This window comes from Micromonospora sp. CPCC 206171, from assembly GCF_036906755.1.
GTDB classification, from domain to species: domain Bacteria; phylum Actinomycetota; class Actinomycetes; order Mycobacteriales; family Micromonosporaceae; genus Micromonospora; species Micromonospora purpureochromogenes.
The window spans coordinates 13,322-30,008 of record NZ_JBAKHT010000021.1; the positions used below are offsets into that span (position 1 = coordinate 13,322).

At 75.5% G+C, this 16,687-nt stretch carries 6 protein-coding genes; 1 reads left to right on the plus strand and 5 read right to left on the minus strand.

Annotated features, from left to right (window positions below):
• Positions 1 to 19 precede the first annotated feature (19 nt).
• Complete coding sequence (locus V6U89_RS22055; RefSeq protein ID WP_334573248.1) at positions 20 to 1,252, plus strand: hypothetical protein; 1,233 nt, start codon at positions 20 to 22, stop codon at positions 1,250 to 1,252.
• A 60-nt stretch (positions 1,253 to 1,312) separates the two neighbouring features.
• Here V6U89_RS22055 and V6U89_RS22060 read toward each other — a convergent pair whose 3' ends face one another.
• The 5 genes from V6U89_RS22060 to V6U89_RS22080 are packed head-to-tail and all read right to left on the minus strand — an operon-like array spanning position 1,313 to position 16,681.
• Positions 1,313 to 6,925 (minus strand): non-ribosomal peptide synthetase/MFS transporter, encoded by a 5,613-nt coding sequence (locus V6U89_RS22060; protein WP_334573249.1) that lies wholly within the window; start codon positions 6,923 to 6,925, stop codon positions 1,313 to 1,315.
• Positions 6,922 to 10,041, minus strand: coding sequence for a non-ribosomal peptide synthetase (locus V6U89_RS22065; protein ID WP_334573250.1), 3,120 nt, complete (start codon positions 10,039 to 10,041; stop codon positions 6,922 to 6,924). The genes V6U89_RS22060 and V6U89_RS22065 overlap by 4 nt, the downstream gene beginning before the upstream one ends.
• Entirely contained in the window at positions 10,038 to 10,226 is a 189-nt protein-coding gene (locus V6U89_RS22070; RefSeq protein ID WP_334573251.1) for an MbtH family protein, read from the minus strand. The genes V6U89_RS22065 and V6U89_RS22070 overlap by 4 nt, the downstream gene beginning before the upstream one ends.
• Positions 10,226 to 11,179, minus strand: coding sequence for a TauD/TfdA family dioxygenase (locus V6U89_RS22075; protein WP_334573252.1), 954 nt, complete (start codon positions 11,177 to 11,179; stop codon positions 10,226 to 10,228). The genes V6U89_RS22070 and V6U89_RS22075 overlap by 1 nt, the downstream gene beginning before the upstream one ends.
• Positions 11,180 to 11,206: 27 nt before the next feature.
• Entirely contained in the window at positions 11,207 to 16,681 is a 5,475-nt protein-coding gene (locus tag V6U89_RS22080) for a type I polyketide synthase (RefSeq protein WP_334573253.1), read from the minus strand.
• Positions 16,682 to 16,687 lie beyond the last annotated feature (6 nt).

Genomic DNA, 16,687 nt, shown 5'->3' on the forward strand with positions numbered 1-16,687 from the left:
GGATGGGCACAGTAGGGGCATGACGAGGACCCTGCACACCCCGCTGGCCCGCTACGCCGCCCGGCTGCACGCCGCCGCCGGCGACCGGCACCACGTCGCCTCGCCGCTCGGCGCCTGGCTGCTGCTGGCGCTGGCCGCGCCGGCCGCGACCGGCGCGGACCGGGACGAGCTGGAGGACGTCCTGGGCGTCGGCGCGCCCGCCGCGGCGGAGCTGGCCGGGGCCCTGCTGGACCGGCCGCACCCGCTGGTGCCGTCCGCCACCGCCGTCTGGCAGCAGGCCGGCCACGACACCGCGCGGCTGGCCGAGTGGCGGGCCACGCTGCCGCGTACCACCGCGACCGGTCCGCTGCCCGACCAGCCGGGGTTGGACGCCTGGGCCCGCGAGCACACCCTGGGACTGATCGACCGGTTCCCGCTGACCCGGTCGCCGGAGGTGCTGCTGGCGCTGGCCAGCGCCCTGGCCACCCGGATCTCCTGGGCCGACCCGTTCGACCTCGCCCCGGCCGGGCAGCTCGGCCGCGCCAGCGCCTGGGCGGGGCGGCTCGACCGGGTGCTCCGCAGCCCCGCCCGCGGCCACCGGACCTGGATCGCCGCGACCGGACCGGCCGGCGACGCCGCCGTGCACGCCGCGCCGGCCGTCGAGCGCGACGGAGCGGCGCTGGTGGTGGTGTCGGTCGCCGCCGACCCCTCGACGCCCGCCGCCGACGTGCTCGCCGCCGCGTACGAGGTGGCCGCCACGGCGGTCGACGAGGCGCCGGCCGGCCGCCGCTCGCTGTTCGCGCTCCCGCTCGGCGACGGTCCGGCGTGGACGGTGCGGGAGAAGCGGGTGCACACCCACGCCCCGGACGGCCGGGAGGAGCGGCACACGGCAGTGCTGCCCTGCTGGTCGGCCCGGGACGAGCACGACCTGACCGCCCCGGCGCTGGGCTTCCCCGCGGTGGTCCGCACGCTGGGCGGGTTGCTCGGCGAGCCCGCCCCGCGACTCGAGGCGCGGCAGGCGGCGATGGCCCGCTACGGCCGGTACGGCTTCGAGGCGGCCGCCGTGACCGCCGCCTTCGCGCTGGCCAGCCTCGCCCCGGAGGGCGTCGCCCGCACCGCGGAGCTGCGCTTCGGCCACCCGTACGCGGTCGTCGCCGTGGCCACCGACCGCAATGGCGGGCCGTGGCACGGGGTGCCGGTCTTCTCCGCCTGGGTGGCCGAGCCGGAGGAGCCGGCGACGACGGACCTGGCGGATCCGCCCGAGGAGTTCTGACCCGGCCGGGACGCGCCCGCCCGGGGTGGAGCCCTCCGGTAGGGAGGGCCCCACGCCGGGTCACGCCGCCACGGGCTCCCGTTCCTGCGCCGCCGCCCGCTCCGCGAGCCGCCGCTGCCGCTCCTGCGCGCCGATCAGGTCGTCGGGCAGCGAGTCCGGCACCTCGACGTCGAAGCGGCGCAGCATCCGGATCGCGAACCCGCCCAGGGTGATCAGGACCAGAGCCAGCCCGAAGCAGACGTACGCGAAACCGATCCCCCGGCCCGGTCCGGTGCCGATCACCGCGCCCACCGACCCGGCCAGCGACCCGCCCGGAGCGAGCATCGGCTCGAAGAGGCTGGTCGCCGCCGGGGCGAGCAGCGCGAAGCCGATCGGCAGCGTCGACCAGGAGATGGTCTGGTTGAGGCTGAACACCCGGCCGTGGAAGCGCTGCGGCACCTTGACCTGCACGATCGTGGCGTAGATCGACTGCGCGGTGGTCATCGCCATGGCCAGCCAGAAGATGCCGACGCAGACCATCGTCACCGAGGCGTCCAGCCCGACCAGCACGCAGCCGACGGCGGTGCCGAGGTTGCCGATCAGCACGCCGACCATCCGCCGGCGCCGGGGCCCGCCCCACAGTGACATCAGTACGCCGCCGGCCACCGCGCCGCAGGCCTCGGCCAGAGCCACCTGCGCCACCTGCGTGGCGGTGCCGAACGAGAGCACCAGCGGCGTGGTGAGCACCAGCGCCGGGGCCAGGAAGATGTTGCCCAGGGCGAAGTAGCCCAGCATCAGCCGGAAGCCGCGGTGCTGCCAGGAGTAGCGCAGCCCGTTGGCGATCGCCACCAGCAGCCGCTCCCGGGGCCGCCAGCCGAGCAGGTCCGGGAAGCGCACCACGGCCAGGGTCAGCACCGCCACCAGGTAGCTCGCCACGTCGATGAGCAGGATGCCCTTGAGTTCGATGGCGGCGAGCAGGCCGGCGGCGAAGACGGGCATCAGCAGCATCGCGAAGCCGCTGGAGAGCTGGGTGATGCCCATCGCGTGCCCGAGGTAGCGCTTCGGCACCAGCTGCGGCACCGCCGACTGGAACGCGATCCGCTGGAACGAGCCCGCGACCTGGCTCAACGCGACCAGGGCGTAGATATGCCAGAGGACCAGGTTGTCGGTCCAGAGCAGCGCGGCGAGCACCAGCTGGATCGACCCGGCGGTGCAGCTGGCGACCATCATGATCCGGCGGCGGCTGACCCGGTCGGTGACCGCGCCGGCCACCGGCAGCATCAGCACGCCGCAGATCAGCGCCAGCGCCCAGAGCAGGCCCAGGTCGGCCACCGACCCGGTCCGGGTGAACAGCCAGATGGGCAGCGCGAACGCGGTCAGCGCGGAGCCGGTGGTGGAGACCAGCTGCCCGGCGGTGACCGCGACGAACCGGGCCATGCTGGGTTTCACCACGGTCTGCTCGGGCCGGCCGGACCGGCCCGCGCGCTGGTGGGCGGCGACCGCCCAGCCGGCGTCTGCGCCCCGGGCCGGCGGGGTGAGGGCGGCGACGTCGCCGGCGGCCACCGCCGGGTGGACCCGGGTGACGATCTCCGCCAGCTCCTCGGCGCGGTACTTGAGGAAGAAGTGCCCGGCCTGGTCGAGCACCACCAGGGCGAGGGTGTCGCTGAGGAACTGCCACTCGGCGTACCGCTCGGCGTGGTAGTCGGTCACCGGGTCCTCGGAGCCGACCACGGAGATGATCGGCGCGCGCAGCTTCGTCGCGCCCCGGTCGAGCAGGCCGGTGAAGTACTCCTCGGAGGCCCGCGAGTCGGCCCGCATGTTGCTGATGATCCGGTCGGCCTGCTCCGGGTCCAGCTCGTCGGTGTCCACCCCCATCGACTTGAGCCAGCTGGCGTAGTGCCGGTTGCTGCGCAGCCGTTCGAGCCGGTTGCGCAGGGCGGCGAAGGCGCCCCGGGGGCGGGCGAACGGGAACATCGCGCCGATGTAGACCGCTTCCAGGTCCCGGCCGGCGGCCTCCACCTTGCGGGCCACCTCGGCGACGATCGCGCTGCCCACGCCGCAGTGGCCGTAGAGGGCGATCGGGCCCTCGACGCGTTCCAGGATCTCCTCGGCGACCCGACTGGTCAGCTCCTCGAACGGCAGGCCGTCCTCGCTGAGCCCGACGTCGTGGCCGGGGATGGCCAGCGACCACAGGGCATGGCCGGCGGGCAGCGCGTCCGCGAGGGGCTGGTAGACGATGGCGCTGCCCCCGCCGTACGGGACGCAGACGTAGCTGAGCACCCGCTGCGCCGCAGGGATCGGCCTGGTCAGCTCGTAGAGCAGCCGGCGCGGCCCGCCGCCGCCGTCGTCGCCGCCGGACATGAACCGGGCCAGCTCGCGGATCGTCCGCTGCTGGAACAGGTCCATCACCCCGACGGCGCGCCCGCCGTGCGCGGCCTTGCGGATCTTCGCCACCACCTGGGTGGCGAGCATGGAGTGCCCGCCCAGGTCGAAGAAGTCGTCGTCGATGCCGAGCGTGGCCACGCCCAGCACCTCCGACCAGATGCCGGCGAGCAGGCGCTCGGTGTCGTCGCGCGGCTCGACCAGGGCGACCGACGCCTCCCGGGTGACCACCGGGGCGGGCAGCGCCCGGCGGTCCAGCTTGCCGTTGGGGGTCAGCGGCAGGCCGTCCAGGGTGACGAACGCGGCCGGCACCATGTACTCCGGCAGGGTCTCCTTCAGCGCCGCCTTCAGCGCGGCGGGCTCGGCCGCGCCGACCAGGTAGGCGGTGAGCCGCTTGTCGCCGGGGGCGTCCTCGCGGACGATCACCACCGCCTCCGTCACCGCCGGCTGCTCGCGCAGCGCGCTCTCGATCTCGCCCAGCTCGATCCGCAGGCCGCGCAGCTTCACCTGGTGGTCGATCCGGCCCAGGAATTCGATCACCCCGCCGGGCCGGCCGGCGGCGGCTGCCGGGCCGGCCGCGGAGGCGGGCGGCTCGGCGGGAACGGCGACGGGGGCGGTCACCCAGCGGGCCAGGTCGCCGGTGCGGTAGAGCCGGGCGCCCGGCTCGCCGGAGAACGGGTCCGGCACGAACCGCTCGGCGGTGAGCGCGGGCCGGCGGTGGTAGCCGCGGGCCAGCCCCACCCCGCCGATGTGCAGCTCGCCGGCCACCCCGACCGGGCAGGGGTTGCCGCCCGGGTCGAGCACGTGCAGCCGCAGGTTGGCGATCGGGGCGCCGATCGGGACGGTGGTCAGGCCTGGCAGCAGCGCCGGGTCGCACCGCCAGGCGCTGACGTCGATGGCCGCCTCGGTCGGGCCGTACAGGTTGTGCAGCTCGCACCCCGGCAGTCGGACGGTGAAGTCGACCGCCGTGGCCGGCGGCAGCTCCTCGCCCGAGCAGATCACCCGGCGCAGCGCCGTCGCCGCCTCGACGCCGGACTCGGCGAGGAAGACGGTGAGCATCGACGGGACGAAGTGGGCGGTGCTGACCCGCTCGGCGACCAGCAGGTCCCGCAGGTAGCCGGCGTCCTTGTGCCCGCCGGGCTTGGCCAGCACCAGCCGGGCGCCCTCGCGCAGCGGCCAGAAGAACTCCCAGACCGAGACGTCGAAGCTGGCCGGGGTCTTCTGCAGCACCGCGTCGTCAGGGCCGAGCCGGTAGGTCCGCTGCATCCAGTCCAGCCGGTTGACGATGCCCCGGTGGGTGTTCGGCACGCCCTTGGGCCGGCCGGTCGAGCCGGAGGTGTAGATGACGTACGCCAGGTGCTCCGGGGCCGCCGCCGGCGTCGGGTCGTCGGTGGGCTGGTCGGCCCAGGTCCCGGGATCGTCCAGGGCCAGCACGGTGGCGCCGGTGGTCGGCAGCGCGTCGCGCAGGTGCTCCTGCACCAGCACCACCGGCGCGGCGGCGTCGTCGACCATGAAGGCCAACCGGTCCGCCGGGTACTCCGGGTCCAGCGGCAGGTACGCGCCGCCGGCCTTGAGCACCCCGAGCAGGCCGGTGACCAGCTCCACCGACCGCTCCGCGCAGACGCCGACCAGGGTCTCCGGGCCCACGCCGACGGCGCGCAGCCGGTGCGCGACCCGGTTGGCCGCGGCGTTCAGCTCGGCGTACGTGGTCGACCGGCCGTCGATGGTGACCGCCACGGCGTCGGGGGTGCGGGCGGCGCGTTCCTCGATCGGCCCGTGCAGCGTCTGGGTGGCCGGGAAGTCGGCGGCGGTGTCGTTCCAGGTCGCCAGCAGCGCCCGCTCGGCGGGCGGGAGCAGGTCCAGGGCCGAGACCGGGGTGTCCGGCGCGGCGACGATCGCGGCCAGCAGGGTGGTCCACCGCCGCGCCATCCGCTCCACGGTGTCGCGGGTGAACAGGTCGGTGTTGAAGACCAGCTTGCCCCAGATCCCGTCGGGCACCTCGACGGCGTGCAGCTCGAAGTCGAACCGGGTGGCCCGCAGCTCCATCGGGGTCCAGCGGAAGCTCACCTCGTCGGCGTCGGAGACGCCGGAGAAGCGGCCCATCTCGTAGTTCTGCAGGACGAACATCGCCTGGAACACCGGCGACCGGCTGACGTCGCGGGGCAACCCCAGCTCGTGCACCACCTTCGCGAACGGCACCTCGGCGTGCTCGAAGCCGTCCAGCACGGCCCGCCGGGTGCGCTCCAGCAGCTCGGTGAAGGTCGGGTCGCCGGACAGCTCGGCGCGCATCGGCAGCATGTTGATGAACATGCCGACGACGTCCTCCAGCTCGGGGGCGGACCGGCCGGCGACCGAGGCGCCGACGGCGAAGTCGTCCTGCCCGGCGTGCCGGGACAGCAGCACCTGGTACGCCGCGAGCAGGGTCATGAACAGGGTCCCGCCCGACGCGCGGCTGAGCGCGGCGAGCCCGTCGGTGACCGCCCGGTCGACCTGGAACTCGACGAAGTCGCCCCGGTAGGTCTGGGTGGCCGGGCGGGGCCGGTCCAGCGGCAGTTCCAGCGGGGTGATGCCGGCCAGCCGCCGCTGCCACCAGTCCAGGTGCCCGCGGGCCTGCGGCCCGTCCAGCTCCCGGGCCTCCCAGTGGGCGAAGTCGCCGTACTGCACCGGCAGGGCGGGCGGCTCGCCACCCCGGTACAGGGTGATCAGGTCGCGCAGCAGCACGTCCACCGACCAGCCGTCACCGACGATGTGGTGCTGGCCGAGGAAGAGCACGTGGTCGTCGGCGGCGTTCATCCGGTCCGGAGTGCCGTCCTGCGGCCCGGAGGCGGGATCATGGTCGTCAGCGAGCCGGATCAGCAAGGCGCGCAGCAGCGGCCCGGCCGCCAGGTCGAACGGCTCGGCCGCAGCGGCGTCCACCAGCGCCTGCGCGGCCCGCTCGTCGGGGGCGTCCACGATGGTCAGCGGCACCTCGACGGAGTCGGCGACGACGACCGTGGGGCGACCGTCGGCGTCGGCCGGGAAGCGGGTCCGCAGCGACTCGTGCCGGGCGGTCAGCCCGGCCAGGGCGGCGCGCAGCGCCGTGACGTCCAACGGGCCGCGCACCCGCAGCGGCACCGCGATGTGGTACGCCGCCTCGCCCGGAGCGAGCTGGTCCATGAACCAGACCCGCTCCTGGGCGTACGACAGCGGCACCTCGGCGCCCTCCGGGCGCGGCGTGATCCGGGCGGTGGGCGAGGACTGCCGCCGGCGCAGCCGCTGGGCGATCAGCGCCGCCCGGGCGGCCTCCCGGGCGGGATCCTTCAGGTCCGTCATGCGGGGTTGTCCTTCTCCGCCGCCAGCAACGCGGCGACCTCGATCTCGGAGAGCTCGTCCAGCTCGGCGGCGATCCGCTGCTCGATCTGCGCGGCCAGGTCGGCGACCACGGGGCTGCTGAACAGCGCCCGCATCGGCAGGTCGACGTCCACCTCGGCGCGGATCCGGGCCATCGCCCGCATGCCGCGCAGCGAGTTGCCGCCGAGGACGAAGAAGTCGTCCAGCGCGCCGACCTTCTCCACCTGGAGGATCTCGGCGTACACCTCGGCCACCAGGGTCTCGGCGTCGGTGCGCGGCGGGACGTAGCCGTCGGGCCCCACGGTGGCCGGCGGCGGAGGCAGCGCGGCCCGGTCCAGCTTGCCGTTCGGGGTCAGCGGCAGCGCGTCCAGCCGGACGAACGCGGCCGGCACCAGGTGGGCCGGCAGCTCGCGGGCCAGCTCGGCGGCGAGGGCGGCCTCGTCGGCGGTGCCGACCAGATAGCCGATCAGCGCCGGCTCCCCCGAGTCGGTGCGCACCGCCACCGCGGCCGCGCGGACCTGCGGGTGGGCCAGCATCGCCGACTCGATCTCGCCCAGCTCGATCCGCATGCCGCGCACCTTGACCTGGTCGTCGCGACGGCCCAGGTAGTCCAGCGTGCCGTCGGTACGCCAGCGGGCCAGGTCGCCGGTGCGGTACATCCGCCGGCCGGGCGGGCCGTACGGGCAGGGCAGGAAGCGCTCGGCGGTGAAACCGGGCCGGCGCAGGTAGCCCCGGGCCAGCTGCTCCCCGGCGACGTACAGCTCGCCGACCACCCCCGGCGGCACCGGCTGGAGCGCGGCGTCCAGCAGGTAGACCCGGGCCCCGGCGGTGGGCCGACCGATCGGCACCGGTCCGGCACCCAACGACCGGCCGGGCGCGACGCGGGCGGCGACGCAGCCGACGGTCGCCTCGGTCGGGCCGTACTCGTTGACGACCGCCACGTCCGGGTGCGCGGCCCGCCAGCCCGCCACCTGCTCGCCGGTGAGCGCCTCGCCGCCGATCACCAGGTCGGTGGTCGGCGACAGCGCGGTGTCGAGCAGCGGCAGGTGGCTCGGGGTGACCTTGAGGAAGCTCGGCCGGCCACCGGCTCGGGCGTGCGGCGAGTCGATCGCGGCCAGCCGGACGGTGCCGCCGGCGGTCAGCGGGCCGAGCAGGCCGGTCACGGTGAGGTCGAACGAGACCGGCGAGGGCAGCAGCGCGGTACCGGCCAGCCCCGGGTAGGCGTCCCGGGCCCAGGCCAGGTACGCGGCCACGGCCCGGTGCTCCACCACCACGCCCTTCGGGCGGCCGGTGGAGCCGGAGGTGTAGAGCACGTACGCCGGGTGGTCGGGACGCAGCGGGGCGGCGCGGTCGGCGTCGGTCAGGTCGCCGTCGGCCTGGTCGGCGCCGACCTCCCCGTCCAGCACCACCGCGCCGGCGGGCACCAGCGCGGCGGTCTCCGGCAGGGCCAGCACCAGCGCCGGCTCCGCGTCCGAGAGCAGGTACGCGATCCGGCCGGCCGGGTAGTCGGTGTCCACCGGGACGTACGCGGCGCCGGACTTGAGCACGGCGAGGACGGCGACCAGCAGCTCGGGCGAGCGGGGCAGGGCGAGCGCCACCCGGGCCTCCGGGGCGGCTCCCCGGGCCACCAGCACCCGGGCGAGCCGGTTGGCGGCGGCGTTCAGCTCGGCGTAGGTGAGCGAGACGCCCTCGCAGACCAGGGCGACCGCGTCCGGGGTGGCGGCGGCCTGCCGCTGCACCCGCTCGACGACCGAGCGGAACGCCGGGGCGGCGTCCTCGCCGTTCCAGGCCCGCAGGACGAGGTCCCGCTCGGCCTCGTCGAGCAGCGGCAGGGCGGAGACCGGCTGCTCCGGGTCGGCGACGGCGGCGGTGAGCAGCCGCAGGTAGCGGGCGACCACGGCCTCGGCGGTGCCCCGGTCGAACAGGTCGGTGCGGTAGACCAGGCGACTCTCGCCGGTGGTGACGTCGAAGGCGAGGTCGTCCTTGGTGGTGCCCAGCTCCGCCGGGTCCAGCCCGGAGTCGGGGATGAAGTTCAGCGCGGTCTGGAAGATCGGCTGCACGGAGGGGTCACGCTGCGGGGCGACCGCCTCGACGATGCGCTGGAACGGGGTCTGGCCGTGCTCCATCGCGTCCACCAGGCCGGCGCGGACCCGGCCGAGCAGCTCGGTGAAGCTCGGGTCGCCGCCGACGTCGCAGCGCAGCGCCACCGGGTTGACGAACATGCCGATCAGCGGGGTCAGCTCGGCGGTGTCCCGGCCGGCGGTGGAGACGCCGACCACCACGTCGGTGTCGCCGGAGATCCGCGACAGCAGGGCGGCGAACCCGGCGAGCAGCACCATGTACGGGGTGGCCGCCGACTGCGCGGCGAGCCGGCCGACCCGGTCGAGCAGCCCGTCGGGAAGGGCGAAGCGCACCTCGTCGCCGGCGAAGCCGAGCTGGGCCGGGCGAGGGCGGTCCAGCGGCAGGCCGGTGACCGCCGGCGCCCCGGCGAGCTGGCCGGTCCAGAAGGCGAGCTGGCGGTCCAGCTCGGCGCCGGTGAGCTGGTCGCGCTGCCAGACCGCGAAGTCGGCGTACTGGATGGGCAGCTCGGGCACGACGGCGGGCGCGCCGGTCAGCGCGGCCTCGCTGAACGCGGCGAGTTCGGCCACCAGCAGCACCGCCGAGTGGCTGTCGAAGACGGCGTGGTGCACCACGAACAGCAGCGTCCAGGCGTCGTCGAGGCGGACCAGCCGGGCCCGCCACAGCGGCGGGGCGTCCAGTGGGATCGGGGTACGGGCCAGCTCGGTGCACAGGGCGGCGAGCCGGGCGGCCCGCTCGGCCTCGGGCAGGTCGCGCAGGTCGTCGGCGGGCAGCCGGACCGGCTCGTGCTCGCGTACCACCTGCACCAGGGCGCCGTCGTCCATTCGCAGGTGGGTGCGGAGCGCCTCGTGCCGGGCGACGACCCGGCCGACGACCTCGCTCGCGGTGTCGGCGTCGATGCCGGCCGGGAACCGCCACGGGGTGGAGACGTTGTAGACCGGCGAGGCGGTGTCCAGCTGGTTGGCCATCCACACCCGCTCCTGGGCGAAGGAGGCCGGGAACGTCCACTCCCGCGTCATGACGGCACCTCCCGCACGGAGCGGGGACGCATGTCGGTCCAGACGGTGTCCACGTGGGACAGGCACTCCTCGCGGGTGCCGGCGAAGCCGGCGTCGTGCCAACCGGCGGGCAGCTCCCGGTCGTCCGGCCAGATCGAGTACTGCTCCTCGTCGTTGCGGACGACCAGGAATCGGGAGTCGGCCATCAGTGCTCTCCAGCGCTCTCGGGGGTGTGCGGTTCGGCCATCGCCACGGCGATCCGGCGGGCCCCGGTGAAGGGCTCCCGGCCGTGCGCGGCGGTCATGTTGTCGACCACCAGCACGTCGTCGCGCCGGTAGTCGAAGCGGACGCTGGCGGCCCGGTACGCGGCCCGCAGGTGGTCCATGACGTCGGCGGGGATCTCGCCGCCGTCGCCGTAGTAGGTGTTCGCCGGCAGCCCGTCGGCGCCGAACATGTCCAGCAGCCCCTCCTGGTAGTCCTTCGGGAGGGTGCTCACGTGGAAGAAGGTGGCGTGGTTGAACCAGCGCGGGGTGTCCGAGCCGGGCCGGTGGTGCGCCACGTCGCGTACCGCCCGGGTGCGCAGCCCGTCCGCGCCGACCCACTCCAGCCGGATCCGGTTCGCCGCCGCGTACGCCTCGACCTCGGCCCGGTCGTCGGTGCCGAACACGTCCTGCCAGCGGGTGCCGAAGTCGGCGTGGAAGTTGCGCACCAGCATCCAGCGCCGCCGGACGAACTCCTCGCGGACCGCCGGGTCGATCTCGGCGTACACCCGGCGGACGTCGGCGAGCGGGGTGGCGCCGAGGGTGTCCGGCGGGCTGATGCAGTAGAAGAACAGCGTCAACGGCCAGCGCGCCTGGTACGAGTTCTCGTTGTGCAGGAAGATCTCCTCGTCCGGCGGGTAGTCGGTCGAGGTGTAGACCCGGCCCTTGATGGCGTGCCGGGGTGAGGACCGCTCGGTGTAGGTCAGCGGCTCGCCGGAGAACGCCCGGACCACCCGGTCGAAGCCGTCCACCCCGCCGACGTCGAAGCCGCGGAACAGCAGCCCGCCGTGGGCGGCGAGCGCGGCGCGCAGCTCCGTCCGCCGCCGGTCGACGAGCTCGGTCAGTGGTGTGCCGTCGTTCTCGACGACCACCGGCAGCGTGGCGATCGTGTCGCTCATTGCTCTGTCACTCCTGTTTCTCGACGCTCAGTCGCGGGGCAGCCGCGGGATGGCGGGGATGGTGGCCGGGGCGGGCTCGTCGGCGGGCGCGGCGGTGGCGCGCAGCTCCTCGATCCGGGCCGCCAGGCCGGCGACGGTCGGGGTCTCGAAGAGGCTGCGCATCGGCAGCCGTACCCCCGTCGCCTTGCGCATCGCGGCGATCAGCTGGACCGCGACCAGGGAGTTGCCGCCGAGGGCGAAGAAGTCGTCGTCCACGCCCACCTCGGCCACCCCCAGCCCGTCGCGCCAGACCTGGGCGATGGTGAGCTCCAGCTCGGTACGCGGCGCGGCGGAACCACCGACGCCGCCGGCCGGGACGGCGAGGGCCGGCTCGTCGGCGGTCTCCAGGCTCCCGGTGGTGACCCGGGCGGCGCGGCCGCGGATGTCCTCGACGGTCCGGGTCGCGATCACCACCTGCGCGCCGAGGCCGGCGGTGAGGCTGCGGCGGAACGCCTCGGCCCCGTCGACCGGCCGGATGTCCTCGGTCGGCACACCCGGCTCCGGGGCGGCCGGCTGCGCCGGTGCGTCCGCTGTGGTCAGCCCGCCGGTCACCGCCCCCTGGTCGACCCGGCGCAGCACGAAGTCGCTGATCGCCACCAGCTCCCGGCCCTCGGCGTCCCGGAGGGACACGTCGGCGGCGACGACCTCGTCGGTGGCGCTGTCGCGGTGCCGCAGATGGCTGTGGAACTCCGCCGGCAGGCTGCCGCGCACCACGATCCGCCCGTACGACAGCGGCAGGTAGGTGCCGTTGCCCTGGCCCCGGCCGAACGCGGTGGCCACGTCCAGCAGCGCCGGGTGCAGCCCCCACGAGGGCAGGTCGCCGACCGCCGCGGCGGGCGCGGCGATCCGGGCCAACTCCTCCCCCGCGCCCAGGTGGTGCTCGGCCAGCGCGGCCCAGCGCGGCCCGAAGGTCAGCATGCTGGTGCGCCCCCGGCCGAACGAGGCGTCGTCGTCCACCCGCCGGCCGATCACCGCCGGCACCCGGGCCGGCGGGGCCGGCTCTTCGGTCCAGCCGGCCGCGCCGCGTACGTGGGTGCGCAGCTGCCCGGCGGCGAGGCTGCGTACCGCGAAGTCCACGCCGTCCTCGGCAGGGGTCAACTCGATCCGGTACTGCGCGACCGTGCCGTCGGGCACCGAGAACGGCTCCAGGAAGACCACGTCGCGCAGTTCCACCGCCGCGTCCCCGGTCGGGGCGGGCAGCCCGGCGGCCACCGCCGCCCGGACCGACTCCAGGTGGGCGGTGCCGGGCACCACCGGCACGCCACCGATGCGGTGCTCGTCCAGCAGCCAGTGCGTGTCGGCGGAGACCAGGCCGTGCAGCACCACACCGTCCGGGCCGGTCACCGCCGTGGTGAGCACCGGGTGGTCCACCGGATGGGTGACGGTGTCCCGCCCGGCGGCCCGGAAGCCGGCCGGCGCGTCGGTCTCCACGGCCATGCCCACCTCGGCCCAGCCGCCCCAGTTCTGCGACAGCACCGGCGCCCGGAAACCCGCGCCGGCCCGGGCGTACGCGTCGAGGAAGCTGTTCGCCGCGCAGTAGTCGACCTGGCCGAAGCCACCGATGACCGCGGTGATCGACGAGCAGAGCACCACGAAGTCCAGCGGCAGGTCGCCGAAGACCTCGGCGAGGGCGAGCGTGCCGGCGAGCTTCGGCGCGAGCACCCGCTCCGCCTCGGCCCGCTCCTTGACCTCGGCCATGCCGCCGCCGGGCAGGCCGGCGGCGTGCACGATGCCGTCGATCCCGCCGAACTCGGCCTCGGCGGCCGCCCGGACCCGGCGCAGGTCGGCCGGGTCGGTGACGTCGGCGGCGAGCACCAGCACCGACGCGCCGGCCGCCTCCATCCGGCGGATCGCCACGATCGCCCGGCCCGCCCGGTCGGCGCCGCCGTGCACGGCCAGGTGGTCGTCCCACCGCTCGCGCGGCGGCAGGCCGGAACGGGTCAGCAGCACCAGCTTCGCCCGGGCCCGCCGGGCGAAGTCCTCGGCCAGGGTGACGCCGATGCCGCCCAGGCCGCCGGTGATCACGTACCGGCCGCCCGCGCGCAGCGCGCCCGGCTCGCCCTCGGCGTCGATGGTGACCTGCTCGTAGCCGGTCACCCAGCGGCGCGGGCCGCGCAGCGCCAGCTCGGCGCGGGCCGGGTCGACCGGCCGGCGCAGCTCGGCGACGAGGGTGTCCACGTCGGACGAGGCCGGGTCGGCGTCCAGCAGTCGGACCGCCAGCCCGGGCAGCTCGGCCGGGAGCACCCGGGCCAGCCCGGCCAGGGTGGCGTGCTCGGGGCGGACGAGGTCGGCGCCGGTCACGTCCCCGATGCCGGCGGTGACCAGGTCGAGGGTGCGGGCGCGCTCGTCGGCGGTCAGCCCGGCCCCGGCGAGCGCCTGCACCAGGTGCAGCGCGCTGAAGAAGCCCCGGTCCTGGGCGGCCCAGGCGGCGGCGACGTCGGTGCCGGCCGGGTCGCCGTCGAGGGCGAAGGCGTGCACCAGCCGCTCCGGCGGGTCGGCGGCGAGCGCCGCCACCAGGGCGTCGTGGTCCTCGCGGACGCCGGGCCGCAGCCGGTACCCGCCGTCGACCGCCGCGAAGCGCTCGCCGGCGCGTACCACGGTGGGCGTGGCGCCCGCGGCCCGCAGCGCCGCGACCAGCGCGTCGCCGCGCGGACCGTCGGCCAGGACCAGGCAGCGGCCCAGCGGTGCGGTCCGCGGCTCGGCGGCGGCCTGCCGCCAGACCGGCACGGCGAACCACTCCGGCAGCGGACGCGGCGCGCGCTGCGCCGGCGCGGCGGGCGCCTGGTCCACCGGGTCCGGGTCCACCCAGTAGCGGCGGCGTTCGAACGGGTACGTGGGCAGCGGCACCCGGCGGGCGGCCGGATCGGCGTCGAGCCGCACCCCGACGCCGGCGCACCAGAGCGCGCCGGCGCTGGTGAGCAGGGTGGCCAGGTCACCGGTGCGCTCACCGGGGCCGGGCAGGCTGCCCAGCGGGGTCAGCGCCCGCTGGACCGGGCCGGCCTTGGCGACCTGCATCCGGGCCAGGTTGGCCAGCTGCCGGCCGGGCCCGCACTCCAGCAACGCCCAGGTGCCCTCGGCGAGCAGCGCGGCCACACAGTCGCCGAAGCGCACCGGCCGGCGCAGGTGCGCGGCCCAGTACGCCGGGTCGGTGGCCTGCTCGGCGGTGATCCAGGTGCCGGTGACGTTGGACAGGAACGGGATCGCCGGCGGGCGCAGCGGCACCCCCGCCAGCAGGGCGGTGAACTCGGCCAGGATCGGTTCCATCATCGGTGAGTGGAAGGCGTGGGAGGTGCGCAGCGCCTTGCTCTTGCCCTTGATCGTCTCGGCGAACGCGGCGACCTTGTCGCTCTCGCCGGCCACCACGCAGGTGCCCGGGCCGTTCACGGTGGCGATGGCCAGCCCCTCGGGCAGGCGCTGCGCGACCACCGACTCGTCGAGCGCCACGGCGAGCATCGAGCCGGCCGGCAGGGACTGCATCAGCCGGCCCCGCGCGGCGACCACCCGCAGCGCGTCCGGCAGGCTCAGCACCCCGGCGACGGTGGCGGCGACGTACTCGCCGATCGAGTGACCGATCATCGCGGCCGGCTGCACCCCGGCCCGCAGCCAGAGGGTGGCGAGGGCGTACTCGACGACGAAGAGGGCCGGCTGGGTGTAGCGGGTCTCGGTGAGCCGCTCCCCCGCCTCCGGGTCGCGGCCGAGGATCAGGTCACGGACGTCCAGTCCCAGCTCGGGGCGGAGCAGCTCGGCGCACTCGTCCACGGTGGCGGCGAAGGTCGGCTCCTCGGCGTAGAGCTGCGCGCCCATCCCGGCGTACTGGGAGCCCTGCCCAGAAAAGAGCAGGCCCACGCGCGGCGCGGGGCCGTCGACGACGCCGGACTGGCGGCGGCGCGCGGTGCGCAGCGCGGTCACCGCGTCCGGCAGGTCGGCGGCGACCACGGCGACCCGGTGCGGGTACTCCTGCCGGCCCACCCGCAGGGTGTGCGCCACGTCCGCGAGCAGCTGCGGCCCGCCGTCGGTGGTGCCCGCCAGATGCTCGGCGAGGCGCAGCACGGCGGTGTCCAGGGCGGTGGCGGTCTTCGCCGACACGTGCAGCAGTTGCGCCGGGCGGACCGTGCGGTCGGCCCGGTACGCCGCCGGCGCCTCCTGGAGCACCACATGGGCGTTGGTGCCGCCGATGCCGAACGAGCTGACCCCGGCCCGGCGCGGCCCGCCGTCGGTGTCCCACTTGGTCAGCGTGTTCGCCACGTAGAACGGGGTGTCGGCGAAGTCGATCGCCGGGTTCGGCTGCTCGAAGTTGATGCTCGGCGGGATCAGGCCGTGCTCCATCGCGAGCACCGTCTTGATCACGCTGACGATGCCGGAGGGCTGGCTGAGGTGGCCGATGTTGGACTTCACCGAGCCGATGCCGCACCAGCCCCGCTCGTCGGTGTCCCGGGTGTAGACGGCGGAGAGGGCGGCGACCTCGATCGGGTCGCCCATCGCGGTGCCGGTGCCGTGCGCCTCGACGTAGCTGATGCTGCGCGGGTCGATCCCGGCCATCCCGACGGCCTGGGCGATCGCCTCCATCTGCCCGTCGATGCTGGGGGCGGTGAAGCCGACCTTGCCGGCGCCGTCGTTGTTGATGGCGTTGCCGAGCACCACCGCCCGGATCGCGTCGCCGTCGGCGATCGCGTCGGAGAGGCGCTTGAGCAGGGTGACGCCGACGCCGCTGCCCCAGACCGTGCCGTTGGCGGCGGCGTCGAACGGCCGGCACCGCCCGTCCGGCGAGGTGAAGCCCTCCATGCCCAGGTAGCCGACGTGCGGCAGCTCGATGTTGACCCCGCCGGCGAGCGCCATGTCGCACTCGCCGTTGCGCAGCGCCTCGCAGGCCAGGTGGAACGCGACCAGCGAGGTGGAGCAGGCGGTGTGCACGGTCAGGCTCGGCCCGCGCAGGTCCAGCCGGTACGACACGTTGGTGGCCACGTAGTTCGGCGAGTTGCCGGTGGCGATGGAGACCGCCCCGTGCGGGTTGCCACCGACGCGCTTGTTGCGGGTGACGTACCGGTGCAGGTAGGTGTTGCCGCCGGTGCCGGCGTACACGCCGACCGCGCCGTCGTAGCGGGCCGGGTCGTATCCGGCGTCCTGCAACGCGGTGTAGCAGCTCTCCAGGAACAGCCGGTGCTGCGGGTCGGTGATCTCCGCCTCCCGGGCGGTCATCCCGAACAGCCCGGCGTCGAACTCGTCGTACCCGTCGACCAGCGGCGCCCGGTTGACCCACCCCGGGTCGTCGACCTCCTCCGCGGTGGCGCCGCGCGCCAGCTGCTCCTCCCGGCTCAGCTCGGTGACCGACTCGACGCCGTCGACCAGGTTGCGCCAGAACTGGCGGACGTCGGCCGCGCCGGGCAGCCGGGCGGCGAGCCCGACGATCGCGATCGGCTCGATGCCGTCGTCGGCGGGGAGGTCGGGTGCCATCGGGTTGTCCATCTGCGT